This window comes from Geobacter sp. SVR (assembly GCF_016865365.1).
Taxonomy (GTDB): Bacteria; Desulfobacterota; Desulfuromonadia; order Geobacterales; family Pseudopelobacteraceae; genus Pelotalea.
In genome coordinates this window covers 1,367,498-1,391,218 of record NZ_AP024469.1, presented here as the reverse complement: position 1 = coordinate 1,391,218, position 23,721 = coordinate 1,367,498, and the positions used below count along the sequence as shown (strand labels likewise).

The window sequence follows — 23,721 nt, the reverse complement described above, 5'->3', positions numbered from 1 at the left end:
GGAAAACGTGGATTTAAAAGATTTTATAAAAGAAGCAATCAAGGATATATCAGAGGCAATCGCTGAGACTAATAGCGAGCTACTTGGTGTTGGCACTATAGTCAATCCAAAGGATGTTGTGCCTTCAAGTAAGAATGAAGAGGTTTATGGGTTTTTACTTAAAGAACAAGAAAACCAAGATTACCGGCGTCCAGTTCATTTGGTAAAGTTTGACGTTGCTGTATCTTCCGCGACTAAAAAGGATGGTAAAGAGGGTATTGGCGTGACTGTAGTTGGAATTAAGCTTGGAAAAGACGGTACTCAAGCAGATGAGAGCAGCATGAGCAGTCGACTCCAATTTTCAATCCCTGTAGCTCTTCCAGTTGGTAAAAAATAAATTATTAATGCAGAAAAGAGGGTTCGATGGCACTTTCAATACCTGATGTCTGGGAAGAGTGGAAGCGGCTGACACGTTTTCTTGAATCCTCTAAAATCGCCTTTGAACGAGAATTAAATATTTGGAGTAGCCTACAAGTTCCTGATTTGGGTACAGCTAGAATCACAACGCTAAATGGCAGCAGTCGCTTCACTGCTACAGTCGATGAACATGTTGGAACACTACAAGACGAAGACCTTCTATATTTCATAGTATTGACATACAGTTATTCTCTCTGCGAGTGCTATGCACGAGTCAAACTCGGCTTGGGCGAAGGAGATCGCTTGCCTGGCGGGATTGAGGGGTGGGGAGGACAGCTTTTAAGCCAAACAGGACGGGTCTGGAGCGAGGTATTAGGAGGTCGTGCGGGCATTATTGAGGTTGCCGTAGCCCGGAATTTTATCGCTCATGGTTCCCGAACTATTAGCCAATCGACAATAGACCGTTTCCAAAGTGCTGGGGAACCATGCCCCTGGGGGCTTGGAGACTCAGTAGGAATTTCGTATGAATTAGTTGAGGAATACCGACGACGCCTGAAGAGTCTTATGAGGCTATCAAGCCAATGACAAGCAGTGCAATTCAACACGCCACTGGAGCCAACTCGCTATGCTAGCGGCTCAGCGGCAACCCGTTATACTGGAGGAATGATGAGTATTGAAGCATTAAATCAATCTATAAATCTAAAAAAACAAATTGAACTAAAATTCTTCTGGAAACATATCTTACCAATGATGCTAGTAATATATATTATTGTTATCCCAATGTTTTACATTGTAATAGTCGTTAAAGGCAAATTAGGACTAATTCTGCTACTTCCATTAGCAGCAAGCATAATATTTTCTATAATAATAAGGTATTTTTGGTTAAGAGCTACATTTGAAGGCGAACTTAAAATTTATAAGCAAAATATCATTGCAATCAAGCCTGACATTAAATTCATAGAATTTTCTATGTTTTGTGAGAAATTCAAAGAAAAGACTGACTTATTATCAGTAAGAGAGCAAATATTGGTTAAATTAAATGAAGAGTTAATTTCCCACCTGGCATCACTTGGTGAGCACAGATTTTCTATAATTTCGTTTGGTGTTATTTTGGCAATAATATCAAATTTTGTAAGTTATATTTTACAACAAGCATTTCCTGTTAGCAAAATATCAGACCTAACAAACCACTTTGTGTTTGTAGTTATAACATGTTTCTTGCTTGCAATACCTTGGGGAATCAGCAGAGGCTTTTTTGACCGATTTTCTAATAAAAAACGGCTTCGCGAATTGCGTGAATATCTTGAGTGGTTTCCTGTATTAGAGAGAAACCGACTGAATAAATAGTAAAGTTAAAAATACACAAGAATGTGAAGTACATAACCAGGAGGCGGCACACAGGCGCTGACGCGCTGGTGCGCCACGCTACCGTTATGCGAAAAAAATCGAGACTAACGACAACGCCCTGCGGCTACTGCAAGCCACAGGGCGTTAATCTTTTAAATAACATGCCTGTTTACTTAATGTTTTACCAACAGTTTTTCCTCAACCTCTACCACACAGCCTCCCTCACGGCCGCCACTGATAGCGAGCCAACGGAATCCGCCCCTGCTCGTCGAACCGCACCCCCTCACTCTCCAGCCGCAGCCGCTGCACCAGTTCGGCGTCGCCGATACAATCGTCCCGCAGGCTGATCTCCCCCCTGGCGTTGACCACCCGCTGCCAGGGGAGCGCACGGTCGTCGCAGACACGCAAAGCATATCCCACCAGACGCGCCCGCCCCGGAAGCCCGGCCAGGGCGGCGACCTGACCATAGGTGGCCACGCATCCTCTCGGTATCCGGGCCACTACCCGGTAAATAGCCTGATATTTCTCAGCGGAACCGGACATGCCCACCGTTCCTTTCATACCCGCTCATATCTCCTGCTTGTCGATCCACTTGCGCACCAGGGGTGGAGTGTAGCTCCTTATCCGCTCCAGTGCCAGCTCCGCCTCACTCTCGACGATGATCGTGTCGCGGTTGGCCTGTTGTACAAACCCCTCTGTCTCGCACTGATCCAGAAAGGCCACCAGGTGATCGTAGAAGCCGTGGACGTTGAGCAGGGCGAGCGGCTTGGCATGCAGGCCGAGCTGGCTCCAGGTGGCGATCTCGAACAGTTCCTCTAGGGTGCCCAGCCCCCCCGGCAGGGCAATGAAGCCGTCCGACAGTTCGGCCATCAGCGCCTTGCGTTCGTGCATGGTAGCCACCAGATGCAGGCTCGTCAACCCCGGGTGGGCAAGCTCCCTGTCCTGCAGGGCCTGCGGAATAACGCCGATCACCTCGCCACCGGCCGCCAGTGCCGCATCGGCCAAGGCTCCCATGCAACCGACGTTCCCGCCGCCGTACACAACGCCGATCCCCTGGCTGACCAGCAGTTCTCCCAGCTTCCGCGCGCCTGCCATGAAATGAGGATCATTGCCGGGGTTCGAACCGCAGAAAACACAGATCCGTCGGATTTTCATCGATTACTCCTGAGCTTGTCATGAAGGCCGCCTCGGAGGCTGCCGCCGGCACACCCTAGCACATCGGGAAAGCAAGACGACAGCGCTTTTTCACCTATCGTTCCGTACCGCCCGTGAAAGCGGCCAACCCCCTGAATAGTTTAATCATATTTTAACGCTTTTCAATATCACTAAAAGCCTGATTCTACTGCCTTTTCTATTGACCGTCACCTGATCTTCGCCTATAAATGTGAACCCATTCGAGAGAGCACAACCTTTTGCCTGATATATCAACCATCAAAGGAGGAGCCGGAGAATGCATCTTGTCGACCAGATCAAGGAGAAGGCCAGGAAGAACCTGCAGACGGTGGTACTGCCGGAAAGCTACGACGAGCGGATGCTGTACGCTGCCGAGAAGATCGTGAAAGAAGAGCTGGCAAAGATCGTCATTCTGGGCGATCCCGCCAAAATCAAGGCTGAAGCCGAAGCAAAGGGCATCAACCTGGCAGGGGTCGAACTGCTCGATCCCAAGACATCTCCCAAGCTGGAGCAGTACGTGGCCGAGATGGTCGAACTGCGCAAGAGCAAAGGGCTGACTGCAGACGAGGCCAGGAAACTCCTGACTGCCGATGACAACCTCTACTATGCCGGCATGATGGTCAGGAGCGGCGATGCAGGGGGCGAGGTGGCTGGCGCTACCGGCACTACCGGCAACGTGCTCAAGGCAGCCTTCCAGACCGTGGGCCCTGCCAAGGGCATCAAGACCGTTTCCTCCTTTTTCCTGATGGTTACCAAAACTCCCAGCTTCGGTGAAAACGGCATTGTCCTGTTCGCCGACTGCGCCGTCAATCCCAACCCCGACGCTCAGGCCCTGGCAGAGATTGCCGTAGCCACGGCCGGCAACTGCAAGGCCTTTCTGGATGTGGATGCCCGGGTGGGCATGCTCTCCTTCTCCACCAAGGGGAGCGCCAGCCATCCCGATTGCGACAAGGTGCTGAAGGCGATGGAGATCGCCAAACAGATCAAGCCGGACATGCTGATCGACGGCGAACTGCAGGCCGATGCGGCCCTGCTCCCCAAGGTGGGCGAAAAGAAGGCTCCGGGCAGCCCGGTGGCAGGCAAGGCCAATGTCCTGATCTTCCCGGACCTGGATGCCGGCAACATCGGCTACAAGCTGGTCGAGCGCGTGGCAGGGGCAGAGGCGGTCGGCCCCATCATCCAAGGCTTGGCCAAGCCGGTCAACGATCTCTCCCGCGGCTGCTCGGTGGAGGATATCGTCAGCGTGGTGGCCATCACCGCCGTCCAGGCCGCACAGGCATAATCGACGGCATCGATGCTGTGAAAAGGGGCGCGTCCTACCGGACGTGCCCTTTTTGTTGCCCCGATTTCGCCTTCATTGGTACAATGCTCATGAGGAGAGACATTATGCGTTTGATCGAAATTTCCGTCCTGGTACTGTCCCTGTGCTCCCCCTGTCTGGCCGACACCTCCATGGGGCAAACGGGCCGAAATATCGGCCGGGAAGCCGGGAAAATCGGCAAAGACACCGGCAAAGCCTTCAGGGAAGGGGGCAGGGAGATCGGCCAGGGATTCAAAAAGCTCGGCAATGAGACGGGCCATGCCCTCAAGGAAGGTGGCCAGCAGACCGGCCAGGCAAGCCGCACAGCGGCCCGATCACTGACCGAAAGGTTCCGGGAGCTGGGGCAGTCCCTGAAGACCTTCTTCGCCCGCCGCTGACATCCCCCTGCGTCACCCTGCCCGACCGCTCCTTGCCACATCGTCGTGTGCGAGCGCTATCCGTGTCCGTCGTTCCATCCTCTCGTTTCTCCTTCTGCAAACATTGAAGTCACCTGCCCAGATGCCGAAAAACCGCGACCAAAGCGGCGGTACTCCAGCTTCTCTCCTCAAATTGACAAGCGTTTGGCATGGGATAAACTCAGATTGTAGGTAGTTTCCCGCTCGTTTGAGAACAGACGGCAATCGGAACGGACATCCTGGTTGATTGAACGGGCAGGTAGAGTGAAACTTCCGGAAAGGAGCAGGCGATGAACAGGATCAAACTGCTGATGCTCGCTGTGCTGGCGATCTTCGTGAGCGTATCGGTCGGCATGGCCGCAGAGAAGACCTTCAAGGCCAAGCTGGCGGGAAGAGAGAGCGTTCCGACGGTCCAGACAAAGGCGAGCGGCGATGCCGAGTTCAAATTGAGCAAAGATGGCAAGCAACTCGATTACAAGCTGACGGTCAAGGACATCGAGAACGTGACTGCCGCCCATATCCATCTCGGCAAGAAGGGTGAAAACGGACCGCCAGTGGCCGGTATTTTTGCCGGGCCGAAAAAGACGGGCAAATTCAAGGGAGTACTGGCCGAAGGCGTCATCACGGACAAGGACCTGATGGGAGATTTTCAGGGCAAAGGGCTTGATGCGCTGGTCAAGGAAATCAAAGCGGGCAATACCTTCGTGAATGTCCATACCGACGCACATCCGGATGGGGAAATCCGGGGACAGATCAAGTAGCGGTATGTCGGCTCTTTCGCCCAACCGGCAAGAAATGGCCTGCCATACCGCAGGCCATTTTCCGTTTCCGGCACCAGCTGCCGTAATTCTCGAAAAAGGGGGAGATCATGGCTCAAAACTGCCTGACGCTATCGCTTCCGATGGTGGCACTCTGTCTGCTGGCAACAGCCGGCTTTTGCGACACGGAAGGAGGGAAAATCGACGGCAAAAAGGAATTCGACAAACACTGCGCCGTATGCCATCCCAATGGGGGCAATACCATCAATTCCCAGAAAACCCTGAGCAAAAAAGCGATGAAAGCCAACGGCATCACCAGCTCCAAGGACATCATCGCCATCATGCGCAAGCCGGGCCCCGGCATGACCGTTTTCGATCAGAAAACGATTCCTGACAAAGAAGCCAAGGTCATCGCCGACTACATCCTGAAAACCTTCAAGTAGCCCCGTACCACATCTGACAAAAGCGCCGGCCTGACCGACCGCTCTGCATGGGTGCCCTTTCCGGCGTTTAACCGGCGAAAGGAGATTGCGGAATGACCCCACCCGCTCGTTTGGGGCACCAACATCAGCGCAGCCGGCATGATCCGGCATCAGGTCCCGTATGCTGTCGCGTCGCCGTTTCTTGATGCTTTCCGGCCAGGCCTCGCTTTCGCTGGCGGTCCTGGGCTGCGCAACCAGCCCTCCGCTGCGGAAGGAGGCCTTTGCCGATTTCGGCGATCCGGCCAGACCTTACCTCGGCCTGGCAACATCCCTGCGAAACGAATATAGCTACGAAGCCCGGATCGAAGGGCAGATTCCGGCCCAACTGCGCGGCACGCTCTACCGCAATGGGCCGGGGCTGTTCGATCGGGGGGAGATGCGCAAGCGGAACCTGCTGGACGGGGACGGCCTGGTGCAGTCGTTCCGCTTTCATGACAACGGCGTGCATTACCGCAACAGGTTCGTGCGAACGCAGAAATTCATCGATGAGGAACGGGCCGGCAGGTTCGTCTATCCGAGCTGGAGCACCCAGGCGCCCGGGGGCATGCTGGCCAATTTCATGGCGCCCGGCCGCCTCAAAAGCCAGGCCGGCATCACCGTTTTCTACTGGCGGAAACGCCTGTATGCCTTCGACGAGTGCGCCCTGCCCTACGAACTGGATCCGGACACGCTGGAGACCAGCGGTCTCTCACTGCTGGGCCTGCCCGAGGACATGACCATTTACGCGGCCCACGCCAAGATGGACCCCTTCAGTGGAGAGTGGCTCCATTTCGGGGTGCGCTATGGCCCTTCCCCCAAGATCCACATCACCATCTTCAAGCCGGACGGAAGCTTGAAACAGCACCGCAGTGTCCCGCTGCCGCGCAACGTCTACATGCATGACTGGTTCGTTTCGGCGCGCCACCTGATTCTCAACCTCCACCCGGCGGAAATCTCCTATCTCGGCTTCATGCTGGGGTACTCCAGCATGGCGGATTCCCTGCGCTGGCAACCGGAAAAGGGCAACCTTGTAATGGTTTTTGATCGGGAAGGGGACAAGCCTCCGCTCTTTCTCGAAACTCCGGCGCGTTACATGTGGCACTCCTTCAACGCCTATGAACGGGGTGCCGAAATCATAGCCGAATTTATCGGCTACCATAACCCGGACCATTTCATCGGCGCGGACCCGGTCGTCTCGGCGGTCATGATGGGGCGCAGGGGCGAATACGCCTGGCCCGGCGAAGTGCGCCGCTACCTGATCGATCCCTCGGCACGGACCATCCGCGACGAGAAGATCGCCTCCGGCAGCTACGAGTGGCCGCGCATCAATGAGCTGCTGCGCGGCCGGTGCTGCCGTTTCGGGTATATGGCCAAGACGGCACGGGGGGAATTCTTCTGGTCGCTGATCTGCCGGATCGACCTGCACACCGGACGAATGGAGAATTTCGATTTCGGTGCCGGCTGCTACTGCAGCGAGCCGGTATTCGTCCCGATACCGAGAGTGGCGTATTCGGCGGAGGATTCCCGGGAAGCGGGCTTTCTGCTGACCGAAGTATACGACAGCGGGACCAAAAAGAGCTTTCTGGCCGTGCTTCGGGCGGATTGCCTGTCCGCAGGACCAATCGCACGCGTGCATCTCAGCCATCATGTTCCCTTCAGCTATCACGGCTGGTGGCATGCGCAGCGGGCCTAGCCCCCTCCGCTCATCATCCTGCGGGACGCGAGGATCGTGCCTCGCCCCCCTTGACATTGGAATATCAATTATTACTGTTTAGATAAATATCGACCCATGAAAGGAGATAACTCACATGGCAAGCTGGGATATGTTCCGGGAATTGGAAAATATGAGAAGGGAAATCGACCGAACTTTTCGGGGCTACGGCTATAGCCGCCCCTTCACGGCCTTTCTTTCGCCTCTGTCCACGCGCCGTTTTCCCGAGGTGAACCTGAGCGAAGATGAGGGCCAGATCCACGCAGAGGCACTGGTGCCTGGTGTCGAGCCCAAAGAGATCAACATCTCCCTGCTGCGCAACACCTTGACCATCGAAGGGGAGAGAAAGCCCCCCTTTGCCCTGGAAGGGCAGGTGGTGCATCGCAGCGAACTCGGTTTCGGGAAATTTTCCCGTACCATCGAGCTGCCGGTGGAGGTTGATCCCAACAGGATCACCGCAGAATGCCGGGACGGCATCCTGCACATCGCACTGGCCAAATCGGAAAACGCCAAACCGAGAAAAATAGAGATATCCAGCCGATAACCTTCACATGACGATGAAAGGAGGTACAGCAATGTCTGTCAACAGCATCACACAGTCGAACGACGAACGGGACCTTCAGACCCGGGAGAGTACCCGTGCGCCGGAGCGCTATGTCAGGCCCGCGGTCAACATCATCGAGCGCGAGGAGGAGCTGATACTGGCTGCCGATATCCCCGGCGCTTCCAAGGAAACCATCGACATCAACGTGGACAAGGGCATTTTGACCATTACCGCCCCCCTTTCGCGGAGCATGCCGGGACGGAGCGTCTATGCAGAATTCGAACTGGCTCCCTATTTCAGGCAGTTCCAGATTCCGGAAAACATCCAGCAGGAAAAGACCATTGCCAGCTTCTCCAATGGCGTGCTGCTGCTGCGCCTGCAGAAAGCGGAGGCAGCGCGGCCGCGCCAGATCAAGATCAGCGGTTGAAGCGCGGTGGCAGATTCCATGACACCTTCCGCCTGACCATTCGGGGGGCCGCCACGGCCCCCTTGCGACTATCATCCATTGAATCGAGGAGTCACGACAATGCCCGCACTTATCACGTCGATTGCACGCCTGGTTGCCATTGCTGTGGTATGCACCCTGGCAGTACCGTCATTTTCCGCAGCCACGGCCACCCTGCCCGATTTCGTCGAACTTTCCAAACGGCTCAAACCTACGGTGGTCAACATCCGCACGGTCAAGAACATCAAGCCCAAGCAGCGCACGCGACGCTCCCCGAACACGCAGCAGAGCCCCTACGACAATTTCTTCGACGAATTCTTCGGACAGTTTTTCGACCAGAACCAGCAGCGTCCGCGCCGTGAACAGAACCTGGGCTCAGGCTTCATCATCAGCAGCGACGGCTACATCCTTACCAACTTCCATGTAGTGAACGGCGCCGACGAGGTCCTGGTGAAACTTGCCGACGGCCGGGAACTGAAAGGGCAGATCAAGGGGGGGGACGAGAAATTCGATCTGGCTCTGATCAAGATCACCGACAAGGAGAAGGTCCCTGCGCTGGAGCTGGGTGACAGCGACAAGCTGGAGGTGGGGGAATGGGTGATGGCGATCGGCAACCCCTTCGGTCTCTCGCAAACGGTGACCGCCGGTATCGTCAGCGCCAAGGGGCGCGTGATCGGCAGCGGTCCCTATGACGATTTCATCCAGACCGATGCCTCGATCAATCCCGGCAACTCCGGTGGACCGCTGTTCAATGCCGAAGGAAAAGTAGTCGGCATCGCCACCGCCATTGTTGCCAATGGCAAGGGGATCGGCTTTGCCACCCCGATCAACATGGCCAAAGCCATTGTCGACCAACTGCGCGAAACCGGCAAGGTCACCCGGGGCTATCTGGGGGTACAGATCCAGAAGCTGACACCCGAGCTGGCGAAGTCGTTCAACCTGGATGCCGACAAGGGGGCGTTGGTGGCTGACGTGATCAAGGGCAGTCCGGCCGAAAAGGCAGGCATCAAAACCGGTGACATCATCCTGCAGTACGAAGGCAAGCCGATCGTCGAGTACACCGAGCTGCCCCGCATGGTGGCTGCCACACCGCTGGACAAAAAAGTCAAAATCACCATCTTCAGGGAAGGACAGAAGAGCGAGGTGGTTGCCACGATAGACAAGTTGAAGGAGGAGGCTGAAGGCGAGGCCGCCGCCAAGGGAGAAGAGGGACAGGCCAACGACAAGCTCGGTTTTACGGTGAGCGAACTCACCAAGGATCTGGCCGCCCGCTTCGGCTACGCCGAGGGCAAGGGGCTGGTGATCACGGAGGTCAAGCCCGGCTCACCGGCCGATGATACCGGCATCCCGCCGGGTACACTGCTCCTCGAGATCAACGGACAGCGGCCGACCACCCTTGAGCAGTACAACAAACTGGTTGCCCAGCTGAAGAGCGGCGACGTGACCCGGCTGCTGGTCAAGCTGCCCGATGGAAGCGTGCACTATGTGGCCATGACCCTGCCGTAATGCCTGAAAAAACCTGATGTCGTGACGTAAAAAAACCCGCTCTTTCGGCGGGTTTTTTTACATCTGTGACGGCACCTCGAAGTGGCTTCAGGCATACCTGAGCGGATCGGTCAAACCCGCTTCGGCAAAGCCCTTCAGGCGCAAACGGCAGGAATCGCACTGGCCGCAGGAAAGCCCTGTCGGGGTCGGGTCGTAGCAGGAGTGGGTCAGGCCGTAATCCACCCCCAGCGCAACGCCGGTTTTGATGATCTCGGCCTTGCTCAGGCTGATCAGCGGGGTGTGCACGCGGAACCTGGCCGAGCCTTCCACTCCGGCCTTGGTGGCCAGATTGGCCATGATTTCGTAGGCGGCGATGTACTCGGGACGGCAATCCGGATATCCGGAATAGTCCAGGGCATTGACGCCGATGTAGATGTCAAAGGCCCCCAGCACCTCGGCCCATCCCAGGGCAAAGGAGAGAAAGATGGTATTGCGGGCCGGCACATAGGTCACCGGAATATCGTTTCCCACCCCTTCCTTGGGCACCTCGATATCCGCGGTCAGGGCGCTGCCCCCCATCAGGCGCAGGTCGAAATCCACCACCATGTGCTCGACCGCCCCCAGGCGCCGGGCATATGCCTTGGCCACCTCCAGCTCGTGGCTGTGGCGCTGTCCGTATGAAAAGCTGATTGCATGGGGCGCGAATCCGTCGCGTGCCGCCAAAGCCAGACAGGTGGTTGAATCCAATCCTCCGCTGTAAAGTACAACAGCCTTCCGCTGCATAGAAGAATACCTCATCCCGTTTTTGAGTTGCCGGACTACGTTTCCGTGATAGTATCAGAAAATTCATGCCGGTAAATTCAAAAAAGGGGATTACATGAAAAAGCTCACCGTCCTGTCCGTTTCGATCGCCGCAGTGCTGGCCGCTGCCGTAGCGGCCACGGCCCAGCCCAGCGCACCCCAGCCGACCGCTCCCATTTCGGTTCCCAAGGCCAGCGGGCCCGATGCCTCCACCGTGGCGGGCGCTTTCGCCAACAGCGCCAAGCTCGATAAGAAAAAGGTCTCCATCCGGGGCAAGGTGGTCAAGGTTTCCACCGGTATCATGGGCAAAAACTGGATCCATATCCAGGACGGCACCGGCAGCCAGGCCAAGGCCAACAACAACATCGTCTGCACCTCCAAGGAACTGGCCGCCGTGGGCGACGTGATAACCGTGACCGGCACGCTGGCCAAGGACAAGGACTTCGGCGCCGGCTACAAGTACAGCGCCATCATCGAAAACGCGACAGTCAAAAAATAAACAGGCTGAGGTTAAGGTTGAGGTCAAGTAAAAGCAAAACATCTCAACCTTAACCTCAACCTTAACCTGCCTCAATGTCCGACCCCGTCCTGCGCCATTACGAGCTGTACCCCTACCCTCATTACCCCCTGCTGGCCTCGGTACGTCGGTGCGATACCTATGCCCTCAACCTGGAAGCCCTCTGGGCGCGCTTCAACGGTGAATTGCCCCCCTCTGCGGCCCGGCGCATCCTGATCGCCGGCTGCGGCAGCTTTGCCCCCTACCCTTTTGCGGTTGCCAATCCCACCATTCCCATCACCGCCCTGGATCTGTCAGCCACCAGCCTCAAACGCGCACGATTGCACTGCCTGCTGCACGGCAGGCGCAATGTCTCTTTTCAGGTAGGCAGCCTGCTCGACCCGGCCATGGCTGCCGGCCGATTCGGTCTGATCGATGCCTACGGGGTGCTGCATCATCTGCCCGACCCGCTGACCGGGCTGCAGGCACTGGCCTCGCGGCTGGCGGAAGGCGGGATCCTGCGGATCATGGTTTACAGCCGCTACGCCCGGCGCGAGGAGGAATCGATTCGGCGCGCTTTCCGCCTGCTGGGCGTACGGACGCCGACTGAGGCCCGGCGGCTGATTGGGCGCTCCAAGCCCGGCTCCCGTCTGCGCAATTATGTAGAAGCTTCGTCCGAGGTGTCCTTCGCTGCCGGACTGGCCGACGCCCTGCTGCATCCCCAGGTTTCAACTTTCCGGATCATAGATCTGATGGAGCTGGTCGGGCAGAGCGGATTGCAGCCGCTGCAGTTTGCGCACTGCGGGGCACTGCCGGAGGTAGAGCGGGAGATCGGACGTATCAGCGAACTGGAAGCTCGACACGAATCACCCGGAAATTTCGTGCTCTATCTGGGCAAGAACACTGCCGGACCGGTTTCCGGCTACTGTCCTTCCCGGATCACGCTCAACCCCTGCCTGCGCAGCAGCGTCAGCGGCGTCCATCTCGCTCCGGTGCGCATCGCCGGCCGCCTCGGCTGGAGCAATCCCCTCCTTGACCGCCGGGAACGGAGCTTCCTGCGCCAGTTCATCCAGCCGGTACAGCGGCATGACCTGCCACAGGATGCACTTGAAAAGCTGGACGACTACCTCCAGGCCCTCCTCCTGATCAGTTTCCGAACCTGAGGAATCTCAATCAGTTCCGCATGACAATGACCGTACTGGCCGACCTCCGACAGCCTTGAAATGCACCGGGGGGTATGCTACAACCTGTCATTCCGAATCGGAACCAATTGCACCTCGGAAGAGGTTGTTGAAATTCTCAGGTTGTTCAAAAATGGGCAGATCGTCGCACCCGCAGGAAGCCCCGCGGAGGCGTAGCAGCGCTACGCCGCACAAGAGGGCTGACGAGGACGGCGGCGAGATGCCCGTTTTTCAACAACCTCTTAAGGCGTGACAATGGCAGAGCAGACCCCCATGATGCGACAATACCTGGAGATCAAATCCGGCTACCCCGATGCGATCCTCTTCTTTCGGATGGGGGACTTCTACGAGATGTTCCTGGACGACGCCCTGCTGGCGGCACGCATCCTCGACATCACCCTGACCTCCCGCAACAAGGGCAGCGGCGACGAGATCCCTTTCTGCGGTGTGCCATTCCACTCCGCCACTCCCTACATTGCCAAGCTAATCGAGCACGGCTACAAGGTGGCCATCTGCGAACAGGTGGAAGACCCCAAGCAGACCAAAGGCATCGTGCGGCGCGAAGTGGTCAGGGTCGTGACCCCCGGCCTCCTGATCGAGACCGAGAGCCTTTCCCCGGATGAGAACAACTACCTGCTGGCCCTGTGCCAGGGGAGCGGCGATCAATGGGGCTGCGCCTGGCTCGACCTCTCCACCGGCGAATTCCGCGTCACCGAACTGACCGGCGCGCCGGCTGCCGTGGCGGAAGCGGTCTGCGTCAACCCACGCGAGATACTGCTGACCGACGGCCTGGATGTGGGGACCCTACCGGCTGACCTGCGCGCCTTTCTGGCGGAAAAGATCATCTCCCGCGCTCCGGCCTGGGTCTATGAACGCGACTATGCCGGCTCGCTCTTGTGCGGCCAGTTTGCGGCCGCCTCTGCCGAGGCGTTGGGGCTGGAATCCATGCCCCACGGCCTGATGGCGGCCGGTGCAGCGCTGTACTACCTGCGCGAGAATCGCAAAAGCGCCATTCCGCACATCCGCGACATCCGGGTCTACCAGCGCTCCGAGCACCTGGCCCTGGACCCCGCCACCCGTCGTAACCTGGAGATAACCGCCACCATGGCCGAGGGCAAGAAAAGCGGTTCGCTCCTGGGCTGCCTGGACCGGACTGCCACCGCTATGGGGGCCCGCTGTCTGAAGCAGTGGCTCAGCTACCCCCTGGTGGGAGTGGAGCCGATCCGCCGGCGCCTGGATGCGGTGGAGGAATTGCTGGAAGCGGCGGACCTGCGCGACGACCTGGTTGCGCAACTCAAACAGGTTGCCGATCTGGAGCGGCTCAATGGACGCATCGGCATGGCCTCGGCGTCGGGCCGGGACCTGCGCGCCCTGCACGAATCACTTCGGCAATTGCCCGGGCTGCTGGAACAGATGGAGCGGCTGCAGTCTCCCCTGCTGCGTTCGCTGGCCCAGTCCATCGACCCGCTGGAGGAGATCCGTACCCTGATCGGACGGGGCATCGTGGAGCAGCCCCCCTTCTCGCTGCGGGAGGGGGGCATCATCGCCAGCGGCTACCATGCCGAACTGGACGAGCTGCGCGCCATCAGCCACGAAGGCAAGGGCTTCATCGCCCGGCTGGAGGCCCAGGAAAAGGCTCGCACCGGCATATCGACCCTCAAGATCCGCTACAACCGGGTCTTCGGCTATTCGATCGAAGTCACCAAAAGCAACCTGGCCAATGTGCCGGCCGACTACATCCGCCGCCAGACCCTGGCCAATGCCGAGCGCTACATCACCGAGGAGCTGAAGAACTACGAGGAGAAGGTGCTGGGAGCCGAGGAGCGCATCTGCGATCTGGAATATACCCTGTACCAGGAAATCCGCGAACAGGTGGCGGCCCAGTCGGAGCGCATCTGCCGCACTGCCGCGGGACTGGCGGCCCTGGACGTGCTGATCGCGCTGGCGTCCGTGGCCGGCGAGCGCAACTACTGCAAACCAATGGTGGACGAATCGGACGTGATCGAGATACGCGACGGGCGGCATCCGGTGATCGAGGGGATGAAGCTGGGGGAACGCTTTGTCCCCAACGATACGCGCCTGGACGGTGACGAGAACCAGGTTCTGATGATCACCGGCCCCAATATGGCCGGCAAATCGACCTACATGCGCCAGGTGGCCCTGATCACGCTGATGGCCCAGGTCGGCAGCTTCGTGCCGGCAGCCAGTGCACGGATCGGCATTGCCGATCGCATCTTCACCCGCGTGGGGGCCGGCGACAACCTGGCCCGCGGCCAGTCGACCTTCATGCTGGAGATGATGGAAGCGGCCAGCATCCTCAAGAACGCCACTCCCCGCAGCCTGATCGTGATGGATGAGATCGGCCGGGGCACCTCCACCTTTGACGGCGTATCCATCGCCTGGGCCGTGGCCGAGTACATCCACGACGTCCCCACCTGCCGCAGCAGGACGCTGTTTGCGACCCATTACCACGAGCTGACCGAGCTGTCCGCCACGCGGGAGCGCATCAAAAACTTCACTGTGGCGGTCAGGGAGTGGAACGATCAGGTCATCTTCCTGCGCACCATCATCCCCGGCGGTGCCTCCCACTCCTACGGCATCCAGGTGGCGCGCCTGGCCGGCATGCCTTCGGACGTGATCGAACGGGCCAAGGAGGTGCTGCGCAATCTGGAGAGCGGCGAGTTCGAGGAGGGGGCGCCACGCATCGCCAAGAGCAGCAAGCGGCCCCCCAAGGAATCGCCCCAGTTCACGCTGTTCGAGAGCAGCGAGGATCAGTTGCGGCTGCGCCTGAAGAAGCTCAACATCGCCACCCTGACCCCGCTGGAGGCGCTCAACCTGCTGGATGAGCTGAAACGGATGGTGTGAACGGGTCTGACGGAAAAGATATGAGTCCCACTGTTTTTACAAAAAGCGGGTTGCGATTCCACTTCTTCTCCCGTGAGGAATCACGGATGCACATCCATGTGACGAGCCAGAGAGGAGAAGCGAAGTTCTGGATTGAACCGGTAATTGAACTGGCGCAGAATCATGGTATGTCGGAAGTGGAGCTGAAAACGGCGAGCAGGCTCATAAAGGAGCATGAGGATGACATACGCAAAACATGGCACCTCCACTTCGACCGCTGAAGTAACGAATGTCTCCCCTCATGGGCTCTGGATACTGCTGGAAGACCGGGAGCTGTTCCTACCCTACGACCAGTTCCCCTGGTTCCGGGAGGCGGCTATCGGAAAAGTCATGCATGTCGAATGTCCCTCTCCAAAGCATCTCTACTGGCCGGAGCTCGATGTCGATCTTGAGGTGGACAGCATCCTCAATCCGGAACGCTATCCGCTGGTGAGCAGAATACACGAGGCACAGACCGGGTATGTGCCAGCGGAAAAAACGGAATACGATACCGAGAAAATAGACGAGTGCGTGCTGGCTCTTTTGCAGTTGACGCTGCATGACGGGAACCGGGCCTGGAAAGGAACGGATTTCGAGGTTATGGACCGGCTTTTTGAGCAGGGGTACATCCTTGATCCCCGCAATAGGAACAAGGCCGTTGTGCTGACTGAAAAAGGGCTGGAGAGGTCAAAGGAGCTGTTTGCCGGTCTGTTTGAAAAATAAGGCTGCGAAGGCATGGCAATGGGCCGTAGGATAATCATGGTGAAGCATATCATGTAAGGCCTGAACGGAAGTGGGGACGACCTCACCGCTCCACTACACATCGAGGACGACCTCGGATTTGCGGGAGGAAAACTGCATGGTTTGGGTCATTCTTATTATTGCGGGGTTATTTGAGGTCGGCTGGGCAATCGGATTGAAGTACACGGAAGGTTTCACCCGGTTGTGGCCCAGTGTGGGGACTATTCTGTCGATGCTTATCAGTCTCTGGTTGCTGGGCATTGCCATGAAGTCCCTTCCCGTGGGCACTGCGTACGCCATCTGGGTCGGGATCGGAGCCGTCGGGACGGTAGCGTTAGGCGTCGTACTCTTTGGCGAGCCCGCAAACACTGGTCGGCTCATCAGTGTTGCGCTGATTATTGCCGGTATTGTCGGGCTTAAGCTTGCGACGCCAGCCTGATATTACGGTCGTGAGGGACGCACCGCTGGCCGAAAAGGGCAGGAGCGGTTGAAGGAACTTTTTTGCCGGGCTATGGATTTACAGTTATTGCAATCCTGCCCCAATGATTTTCTCAATTTAATTTTAAATTTTTTTCTTAAAATCCGTGGGCAACATCCAATAGCACTCCTCCTTGCATTTATCGCTGCAATGGCGTAATCAAAATGAAACCGTACCAGCCATTGGTATCGTTCGCTTTCAAACTGCTCCCCCCCTTTACCGAGGTGAATCGATGGGAACCCATGATATATATGAGCCTGTTTCCCTGGCATGCGTGCTGCCCGATATCTTCCCCCGAGTGGCGCTCTTTACCGAAACCTGGGGAAAACATGTCCTTTACAAGGAAGAATCGCTTCCATTCACCGAAGTCGATCGTGACCGGCTGCTGGCCAGCAATACGCGTATACTCTATGTCAGGTCCGGAGACCATGAGGAGGTCGCCCGTTTTACCGAGGAAAACCTGGCTGAGATCCTGGAGCGGTGCGATATGGACCAGATGGCGAAAACCGCCGCGCTGACCCAGGCCACCACAAACTATCTGAAAAATATCTTCGTAGACCCTGAGAAGGCCCAGGATGCCGAACGGTGCAGGAATCTGAGCGGCCATCTGGCCCAGTATATCTCGGAGTCGCAGAGCATCGCCGACCTGCTCAAGACCCTGGGGAGCGGCTCGGTCTTCGCCATCAGGCACTCCATGCAGGTCGCGGTCATGTCCATGCTGGTATGGTCAAAGCTTTTTCCGGAAAAACGCGATGATCTGGTTGATATCGGCATGGCCGGAATGCTGCACGACATCGGCATGTCCCTCATTCTGAAGGACATTACGGAAGAAAAGGATTACTGGACCTCTCCCACCCTGGAGGAGATCAGGCGCCATCCATTCGAGGGGTATATATTCCTGAGGAAAAACGGCCGTTACAATGATCTGGTGCTGGATGCCGTGCGTCATCACCATGAGCGGTATTTTGGCGGCGGGTATCCCGGCGGCCTCAAGGGGGACGAAATCAGGGTATCGACCCAGGTGATCGGTCTGGCGGACATGTACTGTACCCTCATATCCGACAGACCCACCCGAAAGGCTTCAACCCCGGAGGAGGCCTTCAAGATCATCGGCGACGAGACCTACAAGTGCTTTTCGACCATCCTGTTCTATGCGTTCCAGGCTGCCATTAAATAGCGGCCATTAGCGTCTCCCGGACAAGTTCATTTTAAGGCGAATCCGGAGGCGGCATACTTAATTCAGACGGCATAAATATCGTGTAAATGCCTTCCGGAGTTATCGTGAGGACAATTGGATCTTACAATTTCCCTGGTTCAAAGATGAAGCCCCGCGTTCCTATGATGGAGCGCGGGGTTTTGCTTTCTCCATGAAAGGAGAGTGAAGGTGCAAGACATTCCGGATCTGCTGGAATCGCTCAGACGGTCGCCCAAAATACTATCTCAGTTTGTCCTGTCCATTCCGGAAGCCAAACTGGATTTACGAAGAGGTGAAGGCTTCTGGACTGTTGCAGAGCATTACAGCCATTTGGCCGACGTGCAACCCATGCTGACAAAGCGTATTGAACGGTTCATGAATGAGGATAATCCCGAGTTTGTCCCGTTCATTCCCGGTGAAGACAAGGCAGAATCTGATACTCCCCTTCGCATGAGCATCGAATCTGCGCTCGAACTGTTCTCCTGTAACAGAGCCAGTCAACTGCAGCTCCTGGAAAGTGCAGATGACATAGCCTGGAAAAAGAGGGCGACCCATCCTGAATATGAAGAGTATTCGCTCTATATTCTGACCAGGCATGTACTGATGCATGATCACTGGCATATGTACCGGATGGAGGAGCTTTGGTTGACAAGGAACACGTATCTGACAAGGCTGGAATAGGAATAATTGAACAGATAACAGTCATGATCAGGGGAATTGGTGCGTCTTCTTATTATTCGGGTTTATTCGTATCTGGGTAATGGCATCACAATAGGAGCAATGAGTATTTATGGGTAAATTTTTCGGACCTTCGCATATTTCCGCCGGCTTTATCGCGGTGTTGGTCGGCTACACCAGTTCGGCCGCCATAGTTTTCCAGGCGGCTACCGCTGCTGGTGCCGGCCCTGCCCACGTCAGTTCCTGGCTGCTGGCCCTGGGTGTGGGCATGGCCTTGACCTGCATCGGTCTCTCGCTGTATTTCCGCAGTCCGGTGCTGACCGCATGGTCGACGCCGGGTGCGGCGCTGCTGGCCACGGCACTGGTCGGTCTGCCGATGAGCGACGCCATCGGCACCTTTATCTTCGCCTCGGCGCTGCTCACGATCTGCGGTGTAACCGGCTGGGTCGAGACGCTCATGAAGCATGTCCCGAAATCGCTGGCCGCTGCCATGCTGGCGGGTGTACTGCTCCGCTTCGGTATGGGAGTCTTCGTGTCCCTCGGTTCCCAGCTCCGGCTGGTGGCCCTGATGCTGTTTATCTACCTGGCTGGCCGAAGACTGAACTCACGCTACACGATTCCGCTGACCTTCCTGGGCGGGCTGGTCTGGGCGGCCCAGGGCGGATTGATTCACTTCGAGGCTGTGAAACTTACCCTTGCCCAACCGGTATTTATCGCACCGACGTTTACTATTTCGACAATCATCGGCGTCGGGATCCCCCTGTTCATTGTCACGATGGCCTCCCAGAATGTGCCGGGTATTGCCGTTCTGCGTGCCAATGGCTACCAGACTCCGGTCTCGCCGCTGATCGGCTGGACCGGATTGACCGGAGTGCTGCTGGCGCCCATCGGCGGGTTCCAGTTCAATCTGGCCGCAATTACCGCCGCCATCTGCATGAGCCCGGAAGCGGATGTAAATCCGGAACGCCGCTATCTTGCAGCGGTCTGGGCCGGCATTTTCTACCTGATCACCGGCCTGCTCGGCGCGACCGTGGCCACTGCTTTTGCCGCCCTGCCGAAAGAGCTGGTAGCGGCCATAGCCGGCATAGCCCTGCTCGGAACAATCGGCAACAGCCTGGCAGGTGCGCTGCATGACGAGCGGGAACGGGATGCGGCGCTCATTACGTTCCTTGTGACCGCATCGGGGCTTACCCTGAGGGGCATCGGCAGCGCATTCTGGGGTTTGCTGCTCGGCCTGGCCGTTCTGAAGATCATTCCCAGTATCAAAAAATAATGTGGGCACTGGAAGCAGACCTGAAAAATCACTATCGAAGGGGTGGCATATCCATATGCAAGGAAATATAATTAACCCAACTTGACATTTGTGAGTAAATTTGATTAGCTGCGGCGGCATATCGTGACAATGTCTGCGGAGCTATCGTGAGGACAACTGGATCTTACAATTCCCCGATTCAAGACGAAACCCCGCGTTCCTGTGATGGAGCACGGGGTTTTGCTTTTTCTGCAAAGGGCTGGCTACAAGGAGTAAGTCGACGATAGAGCAGCGGCGGATAACCTCAAGCGCAATGTAGTATTTGATATTATGCTGCAGATAAAGGTACATCTCCGGAATTCGAGCTGTTTGGAAGAGGATGATAGTCGTGCCTGACTCAGTATAGTTGAACTTTTGATGCACAACATTCCCAGGAGGAGTCCATGTACGATGCCGTAAACTTGCTCAACTGGATCGGAAGTCATTACTACTACCTTATCGCCCTAGCCGTCATTGTCGTTCTGCTATGGAACTCAGCGGCTAGAATAATATTATATTAATTAAAGACTGGAGAGCACCGTGTATAAGATATTTTCCGTCTTGATTCTCTATTTATCAATTTTGTGTGGGTGTAGCGCCACCGGTATCAAATATGGCGACAGCCTTCTATTGAAGAACGAACCAGCAGATGATGAAGGTACGGTAATAATATACAGAAGTAGTATTGGTGGAAGCCCAACTATAGTTAAAATCAGTTTTGATGGAAACGAATTAGGTAAGCTTTTCAACAATGGGTACTTTTTGGTTAATGCCAAAGAAGGAAAACATTTTATAAGTACTTATTAAACCCTGCTCACGATATGGAAATCCATGTCAAACCCAAAGAAACAAAATTTGTTTCACTTAATTACACCCCTGACCCATTCGCAATAATTTTAAATGGCACTATAGGATTTCTCACCGGCGGCAACTTCTATCCGAACGAAGCTACATTTGAAGAAGCTAGTCAGGATATCGCGGAGTGTGTTTTCCTAGGCCCTTTTAGGGGCTACACCTCTGAGCATTTTGAAAAGCTGACTCAAGTTTATACAAACAGAATTATTCGAAGAGACATGGTCGCAAACATATCGGATCAATCTCTTCTTGAACAATTTGCACTGAGAGATAGCGATTCATATGTCAGAGCTGCTGCTGTAGAAAAGATTGAGAATAAGAAATTGATCAGCGATATAGCTAAAAATGAAAAGAATGATGATGTAAGGAAAGCTGCTGTCTCAAGAATTGAAGATCAAGAAACCTTAGAACATTTATATAAAAATGATACTGATAATGATGTCAGAGAAATTGCTGTAAGTCGCATAACCAATCAGACTTTACTTGAAAACATAGCATTCAGCGACAAAAAGACAGATGTTAGGAAAGCTGCTGTGGCAAGACTTGAAAATCAAGCGGTATTACGGAAACTATTGAAGGATGAAATCGCAGATATAAGGGAAATAGCGATTTGCCGAACGAACGACCAAGAGGTAATTAAAAGATTCGCCTTGTCCGATCCCAAAACAGACGTGAGAAGAGCAGCAACAAGTTGTCTAAATGACATGGAGACGCTTAAAGAGTTGGCCATTAAGGATATGAAAAGTGATGTAAGGGAAGCGGCCACCCTGAAATTAACTGACATGGATTTGTTGGAGAAAATAGCCACTAGTAATGATAATGCAGATGTTAGAGCCGCTGCCACAATAAGATTGAGTAAAGAGGATACTTTGAAGCGTCTTGCCATCGGGGATGCTGATGCTACCATAAGAAGCATAGCAATATCAAAAATCGATGATCAAGTCATTATCTCTAAATCTGCACTCGAAGACACCTCTAAAATAGTTAGAATTGCTGCAGTTCAAAAATTAACCAATAAAGAATTGGCTAACACGATTTCACTTGAAGACCCCCATTCTGAGGTTCGGAAGGTTGCGATCAAGAGATTCCGCGACCTATCGAAGAAAAGTAATTAGTAAGGTAACAGTATTACGCATCCCGGCAGATCCCTGCCCCGCTGGAAAACATCACGCATGCACACCACCATCATCTTCTCCGTCGCATTCCTGGCCTCGCTACTCAGCTCCATGAGCGGCGCCGGGGCTGCCATGCTGACCACGCCTGTCTGGCTGTCCCTCGGCTTTCCCCTGCCGGTCGCCATCGCCTCCAACCAGATGAACGGCGCCGCCTGGACCCTGATCGCGGCGCGCAACTATCTCCGGGGCAAGACCCTCGACTGGACGCTGATCAGGTTCATGATCGGCTTCGGACTGGCCGGGGCCTATGCCGGCACGCTCCTGGTGCGAGGGGTGGACGAACAGATCCTGAAACGCGTGGTCGGTCTTGTCATCATCAGCCTGGTTGCCGCAGTAGGTTTCAGTCCCTCCTTGGGCCGCGGGGAATCGGAACCGCGCCTCTCGCGCCGGGTAACCGGCATGCTGGCCTTTCCGCTGGGGGCCTACGAGTCGTTCTTCGGCTCCGGCAACGGCCTGTTCACCTCGTTCCTGCTCTCCAAGACCCGCGGTTTCCCTCTGCTCACCGCCCTTGGCTACTACTACGTGGTCGCCTTCACCTGGAATTGTTTCGCGGTGGTCATCTTCATATCCGCTGGCTTTGCCGACGCCAGACTGATGATACCCTCCACGGCCGGTGCCGTGCTGGGGGCGTATTGCGGCTCCCGCCTGGGACGCAGCAAAGGGTACGGATTTGTGCGGGTGCTGTTCCTGACGGTGGGGGGAATACTGGGAGTGAAGCTGGCATTGGGCTGGTAACCGGCACCGCAATGCTGTACTGTATCTCGCGCCGCCCCGCCCCCGGCCTGCACGAGTGCGGACGGCAGATTCAGATTCTCCTGAATTCGTGAGGTATAAAGCCGAAGCGAGCGTCATGTCGGGGCTTGATCGCCGCCGGCCCCGCTTCATGCCGACAATGCCGCGTCACCTCCACTGAACAGTCTCTTGCTTCAGAAACGCAGGAACAGAGGTTTGGGTAGCAAGTGAAGGCTGGAAGGCCTCACGGATTCACGATTTTACCAGAGGCCCATGGTCCATGCACATCCCCCTTTCCCCCTACCTGCTGCTCGTGCTTACCACGCTCTTCTGGGCCGGCAATTTCGTGCTCGGCCGGGCCGTGCATGCCAGCATTCCGCCGGTCAGCCTGGTCTTCTGGCGCTGGGCCGGTGCACTGCTGATCCTGCTCCCCTTCACCTGGCGCCACGTCCGCGACCAATGGCCTCTGTTGCGCCACAACTGGAAGGCCCTGACCATGTTCGCCTTCCTGGGAGTATTCTGCTTCAATACGTTCGTCTACATCGCCCTGCAGAGCACCACCGCCACCAATGCTATCCTGCTCAACTCCATCATCCCGATCGCCATTGTGGCCCTGTCGCGGCTCTTCGGCGGAACGCGGGTGACGCAGCTCCAGGCAGTGGGCATGGCGATCTCCTTTGCCGGGGTGATAACCATCATCAGCCGTGCCGACCTGGACCTGCTGCTGGCCCTGCGGGTCAACCGGGGGGACCTGTGGGTGCTGCTGGCGGTGGCCTGCTGGGCGCTCTACACCTTTCTGCTGCGCCAGCGACCAGCCGGGCTGCACCCCTTGAGTTTTCTGACCTCTATCGTTGCCCTCGGCCTGCTGGGCCTGGCTCCGCTCTATGCCTGGGAGCTTGGCCAGGGGCTGCACATGGCGCCGGGCCCGGCCACCTGGGCCAGCCTGCTCTATGTGGCCTTTTTCCCCTCGGTCCTGGCCTTCATCTTCTGGAATCAGGCGGTGGGCCAGGTGGGGGCCAACAGAGCCGGGCTTTTCCTGCACCTGATGCCGGTCTTTGGCACGCTCCTGTCGATCATGTTCCTGGGGGAGTCGCTGCACCTGTTCCAGGTAACCGGCATCGGCCTGATCTTCTCCGGCATCTGGCTCACCACCAGGGCTTAGCAGACTACTGATAAACA

The 23,721-nt window shown here is 56.3% G+C and carries 27 protein-coding genes and 1 pseudogene; 25 read left to right on the top strand and 3 right to left on the bottom strand.

The window, feature by feature from the left end:
- Positions 1 to 7 precede the first annotated feature (7 nt).
- From GSVR_RS06325 to GSVR_RS06315, 3 genes are read left to right on the top strand one after another with little or no spacing between them, the layout of a single operon-like run.
- Positions 8 to 376, top strand: a complete 369-nt coding sequence (locus GSVR_RS06325) for a hypothetical protein (RefSeq protein ID WP_173196816.1) — start codon at positions 8 to 10, stop codon at positions 374 to 376.
- A gap of 26 nt (positions 377 to 402) precedes the next feature.
- Positions 403 to 981, top strand: coding sequence for a hypothetical protein (locus GSVR_RS06320; RefSeq protein ID WP_173196814.1), 579 nt, complete (start codon positions 403 to 405; stop codon positions 979 to 981).
- Between the two features lie 6 nt (positions 982 to 987).
- Positions 988 to 1,743: a hypothetical protein gene (locus tag GSVR_RS06315; RefSeq protein ID WP_173196812.1), complete on the top strand. Its 756-nt coding sequence runs from the start codon at positions 988 to 990 to the stop codon at positions 1,741 to 1,743.
- A gap of 222 nt (positions 1,744 to 1,965) precedes the next feature.
- Here the strand turns inward: GSVR_RS06315 and GSVR_RS06310 are convergent, their stop codons facing one another.
- Entirely contained in the window at positions 1,966 to 2,304 is a 339-nt protein-coding gene (locus tag GSVR_RS06310; protein WP_239077474.1) for an MGMT family protein, read from the bottom strand.
- Between the two features lie 6 nt (positions 2,305 to 2,310).
- Positions 2,311 to 2,892, bottom strand: a complete 582-nt coding sequence (locus GSVR_RS06305; RefSeq protein ID WP_203978877.1) for a TIGR00730 family Rossman fold protein — start codon at positions 2,890 to 2,892, stop codon at positions 2,311 to 2,313.
- 301 nt (positions 2,893 to 3,193) lie between these two features.
- On the opposite strand from GSVR_RS06305, the gene pta reads away from it, so the two are divergent.
- The 8 genes from pta (at position 3,194) to GSVR_RS06265 (ending at position 10,057) form a co-directional block, all read left to right on the top strand.
- On the top strand, positions 3,194 to 4,198 hold the full coding sequence (pta, locus tag GSVR_RS06300) for a phosphate acetyltransferase (protein ID WP_173196808.1): 1,005 nt from the start codon (positions 3,194 to 3,196) through the stop codon (positions 4,196 to 4,198).
- A 104-nt stretch (positions 4,199 to 4,302) separates the two neighbouring features.
- Positions 4,303 to 4,614, top strand: coding sequence for a hypothetical protein (locus GSVR_RS06295; protein WP_173196806.1), 312 nt, complete (start codon positions 4,303 to 4,305; stop codon positions 4,612 to 4,614).
- A gap of 308 nt (positions 4,615 to 4,922) precedes the next feature.
- Positions 4,923 to 5,393, top strand: coding sequence for a CHRD domain-containing protein (locus tag GSVR_RS06290; RefSeq protein ID WP_173196804.1), 471 nt, complete (start codon positions 4,923 to 4,925; stop codon positions 5,391 to 5,393).
- A gap of 107 nt (positions 5,394 to 5,500) precedes the next feature.
- Positions 5,501 to 5,833, top strand: a complete 333-nt coding sequence (locus GSVR_RS06285; protein ID WP_173196802.1) for a c-type cytochrome — start codon at positions 5,501 to 5,503, stop codon at positions 5,831 to 5,833.
- Positions 5,834 to 5,993: 160 nt separating this feature from the next.
- Complete coding sequence (locus GSVR_RS06280) at positions 5,994 to 7,544, top strand: carotenoid oxygenase family protein (protein WP_239077473.1); 1,551 nt, start codon at positions 5,994 to 5,996, stop codon at positions 7,542 to 7,544.
- Between the two features lie 115 nt (positions 7,545 to 7,659).
- The gene (locus GSVR_RS06275) at positions 7,660 to 8,106 is read left to right on the top strand and encodes an Hsp20/alpha crystallin family protein (protein WP_173196800.1); all 447 of its coding nucleotides are present in this window, start codon (positions 7,660 to 7,662) and stop codon (positions 8,104 to 8,106) included.
- Between the two features lie 31 nt (positions 8,107 to 8,137).
- A complete protein-coding gene (locus tag GSVR_RS06270; RefSeq protein ID WP_173196798.1) occupies positions 8,138 to 8,533 on the top strand; it encodes an Hsp20/alpha crystallin family protein in 396 nt (131 codons plus the stop codon).
- A 99-nt stretch (positions 8,534 to 8,632) separates the two neighbouring features.
- Entirely contained in the window at positions 8,633 to 10,057 is a 1,425-nt protein-coding gene (locus GSVR_RS06265) for a Do family serine endopeptidase (RefSeq protein WP_173196796.1), read from the top strand.
- Positions 10,058 to 10,144: 87 nt separating this feature from the next.
- Here GSVR_RS06265 and queC read toward each other — a convergent pair whose 3' ends face one another.
- A complete protein-coding gene (gene queC / locus GSVR_RS06260) occupies positions 10,145 to 10,819 on the bottom strand; it encodes a 7-cyano-7-deazaguanine synthase QueC (RefSeq protein ID WP_173196794.1) in 675 nt (224 codons plus the stop codon).
- Between the two features lie 94 nt (positions 10,820 to 10,913).
- On the opposite strand from queC, the gene GSVR_RS06255 reads away from it, so the two are divergent.
- From GSVR_RS06255 to GSVR_RS06195, 14 genes and pseudogenes are all read left to right on the top strand, one after another.
- Complete coding sequence (locus GSVR_RS06255; RefSeq protein WP_173196784.1) at positions 10,914 to 11,336, top strand: OB-fold nucleic acid binding domain-containing protein; 423 nt, start codon at positions 10,914 to 10,916, stop codon at positions 11,334 to 11,336.
- Between the two features lie 74 nt (positions 11,337 to 11,410).
- Positions 11,411 to 12,496 (top strand): bifunctional 2-polyprenyl-6-hydroxyphenol methylase/3-demethylubiquinol 3-O-methyltransferase UbiG, encoded by a 1,086-nt coding sequence (locus tag GSVR_RS06250; RefSeq protein WP_173196782.1) that lies wholly within the window; start codon positions 11,411 to 11,413, stop codon positions 12,494 to 12,496.
- A 273-nt stretch (positions 12,497 to 12,769) separates the two neighbouring features.
- On the top strand, positions 12,770 to 15,379 hold the full coding sequence (gene mutS / locus GSVR_RS06245; RefSeq protein ID WP_173196780.1) for a DNA mismatch repair protein MutS: 2,610 nt from the start codon (positions 12,770 to 12,772) through the stop codon (positions 15,377 to 15,379).
- A gap of 20 nt (positions 15,380 to 15,399) precedes the next feature.
- Entirely contained in the window at positions 15,400 to 15,639 is a 240-nt protein-coding gene (locus tag GSVR_RS22365) for a DUF4160 domain-containing protein (RefSeq protein WP_173196778.1), read from the top strand.
- Positions 15,593 to 15,826 (top strand): annotated as a pseudogene (locus GSVR_RS22360) (DUF2442 domain-containing protein); the annotation flags it as partial. The gene GSVR_RS22365 and the pseudogene GSVR_RS22360, both read left to right, overlap by 47 nt.
- Before the next feature lie 54 nt (positions 15,827 to 15,880).
- Positions 15,881 to 16,120, top strand: a complete 240-nt coding sequence (locus tag GSVR_RS22355; RefSeq protein ID WP_173197469.1) for a DUF6429 family protein — start codon at positions 15,881 to 15,883, stop codon at positions 16,118 to 16,120.
- Positions 16,121 to 16,256: 136 nt separating this feature from the next.
- Positions 16,257 to 16,577, top strand: a complete 321-nt coding sequence (sugE, locus tag GSVR_RS06230) for a quaternary ammonium compound efflux SMR transporter SugE (RefSeq protein WP_173196776.1) — start codon at positions 16,257 to 16,259, stop codon at positions 16,575 to 16,577.
- Positions 16,578 to 16,848: 271 nt separating this feature from the next.
- Positions 16,849 to 17,793: an HD-GYP domain-containing protein gene (locus GSVR_RS06225; RefSeq protein WP_173196774.1), complete on the top strand. Its 945-nt coding sequence runs from the start codon at positions 16,849 to 16,851 to the stop codon at positions 17,791 to 17,793.
- Between the two features lie 207 nt (positions 17,794 to 18,000).
- A complete protein-coding gene (locus tag GSVR_RS06220) occupies positions 18,001 to 18,492 on the top strand; it encodes a DinB family protein (protein WP_173196772.1) in 492 nt (163 codons plus the stop codon).
- Between the two features lie 109 nt (positions 18,493 to 18,601).
- Complete coding sequence (locus GSVR_RS06215) at positions 18,602 to 19,762, top strand: benzoate/H(+) symporter BenE family transporter (protein ID WP_173196771.1); 1,161 nt, start codon at positions 18,602 to 18,604, stop codon at positions 19,760 to 19,762.
- A 558-nt stretch (positions 19,763 to 20,320) separates the two neighbouring features.
- Positions 20,321 to 20,587, top strand: coding sequence for a hypothetical protein (locus GSVR_RS06210; RefSeq protein WP_173196761.1), 267 nt, complete (start codon positions 20,321 to 20,323; stop codon positions 20,585 to 20,587).
- 14 nt (positions 20,588 to 20,601) lie between these two features.
- On the top strand, positions 20,602 to 21,750 hold the full coding sequence (locus GSVR_RS06205; RefSeq protein ID WP_173196759.1) for a HEAT repeat domain-containing protein: 1,149 nt from the start codon (positions 20,602 to 20,604) through the stop codon (positions 21,748 to 21,750).
- Positions 21,751 to 21,807: 57 nt separating this feature from the next.
- Positions 21,808 to 22,545 (top strand): sulfite exporter TauE/SafE family protein, encoded by a 738-nt coding sequence (locus tag GSVR_RS06200; protein ID WP_173196757.1) that lies wholly within the window; start codon positions 21,808 to 21,810, stop codon positions 22,543 to 22,545.
- Positions 22,546 to 22,822: 277 nt separating this feature from the next.
- Positions 22,823 to 23,704 (top strand): DMT family transporter, encoded by an 882-nt coding sequence (locus GSVR_RS06195; protein WP_173196755.1) that lies wholly within the window; start codon positions 22,823 to 22,825, stop codon positions 23,702 to 23,704.
- The last annotated feature ends 17 nt before the right edge of the window (positions 23,705 to 23,721 follow it).

Bases quoted from the DNA above. Each gene is read 5' to 3' on its own strand.
- GSVR_RS06320 (WP_173196814.1), top strand. From the start codon at position 403: ATGGCACTTTCAATACCTGATGTCTGGGAAGAGTGGAAGCGGCTGACA.
- GSVR_RS06310 (WP_239077474.1), bottom strand. From the start codon at position 2,304: ATGAAAGGAACGGTGGGCATGTCCGGTTCCGCTGAGAAATATCAGGCT.
- pta (WP_173196808.1), top strand. From the start codon at position 3,194: ATGCATCTTGTCGACCAGATCAAGGAGAAGGCCAGGAAGAACCTGCAG.
- GSVR_RS06295 (WP_173196806.1), top strand. From the start codon at position 4,303: ATGCGTTTGATCGAAATTTCCGTCCTGGTACTGTCCCTGTGCTCCCCC.
- GSVR_RS06290 (WP_173196804.1), top strand. From the start codon at position 4,923: ATGAACAGGATCAAACTGCTGATGCTCGCTGTGCTGGCGATCTTCGTG.
- GSVR_RS06285 (WP_173196802.1), top strand. From the start codon at position 5,501: ATGGCTCAAAACTGCCTGACGCTATCGCTTCCGATGGTGGCACTCTGT.
- GSVR_RS06280 (WP_239077473.1), top strand. From the start codon at position 5,994: ATGCTGTCGCGTCGCCGTTTCTTGATGCTTTCCGGCCAGGCCTCGCTT.
- GSVR_RS06275 (WP_173196800.1), top strand. From the start codon at position 7,660: ATGGCAAGCTGGGATATGTTCCGGGAATTGGAAAATATGAGAAGGGAA.
- GSVR_RS06270 (WP_173196798.1), top strand. From the start codon at position 8,138: ATGTCTGTCAACAGCATCACACAGTCGAACGACGAACGGGACCTTCAG.
- GSVR_RS06265 (WP_173196796.1), top strand. From the start codon at position 8,633: ATGCCCGCACTTATCACGTCGATTGCACGCCTGGTTGCCATTGCTGTG.
- queC (WP_173196794.1), bottom strand. From the start codon at position 10,819: ATGCAGCGGAAGGCTGTTGTACTTTACAGCGGAGGATTGGATTCAACC.
- GSVR_RS06255 (WP_173196784.1), top strand. From the start codon at position 10,914: ATGAAAAAGCTCACCGTCCTGTCCGTTTCGATCGCCGCAGTGCTGGCC.
- GSVR_RS06250 (WP_173196782.1), top strand. From the start codon at position 11,411: ATGTCCGACCCCGTCCTGCGCCATTACGAGCTGTACCCCTACCCTCAT.
- mutS (WP_173196780.1), top strand. From the start codon at position 12,770: ATGGCAGAGCAGACCCCCATGATGCGACAATACCTGGAGATCAAATCC.
- GSVR_RS22365 (WP_173196778.1), top strand. From the start codon at position 15,400: ATGAGTCCCACTGTTTTTACAAAAAGCGGGTTGCGATTCCACTTCTTC.
- sugE (WP_173196776.1), top strand. From the start codon at position 16,257: ATGGTTTGGGTCATTCTTATTATTGCGGGGTTATTTGAGGTCGGCTGG.
- GSVR_RS06225 (WP_173196774.1), top strand. From the start codon at position 16,849: ATGGGAACCCATGATATATATGAGCCTGTTTCCCTGGCATGCGTGCTG.
- GSVR_RS06215 (WP_173196771.1), top strand. From the start codon at position 18,602: ATGGGTAAATTTTTCGGACCTTCGCATATTTCCGCCGGCTTTATCGCG.
- GSVR_RS06205 (WP_173196759.1), top strand. From the start codon at position 20,602: ATGGAAATCCATGTCAAACCCAAAGAAACAAAATTTGTTTCACTTAAT.
- GSVR_RS06200 (WP_173196757.1), top strand. From the start codon at position 21,808: ATGCACACCACCATCATCTTCTCCGTCGCATTCCTGGCCTCGCTACTC.
- GSVR_RS06195 (WP_173196755.1), top strand. From the start codon at position 22,823: ATGCACATCCCCCTTTCCCCCTACCTGCTGCTCGTGCTTACCACGCTC.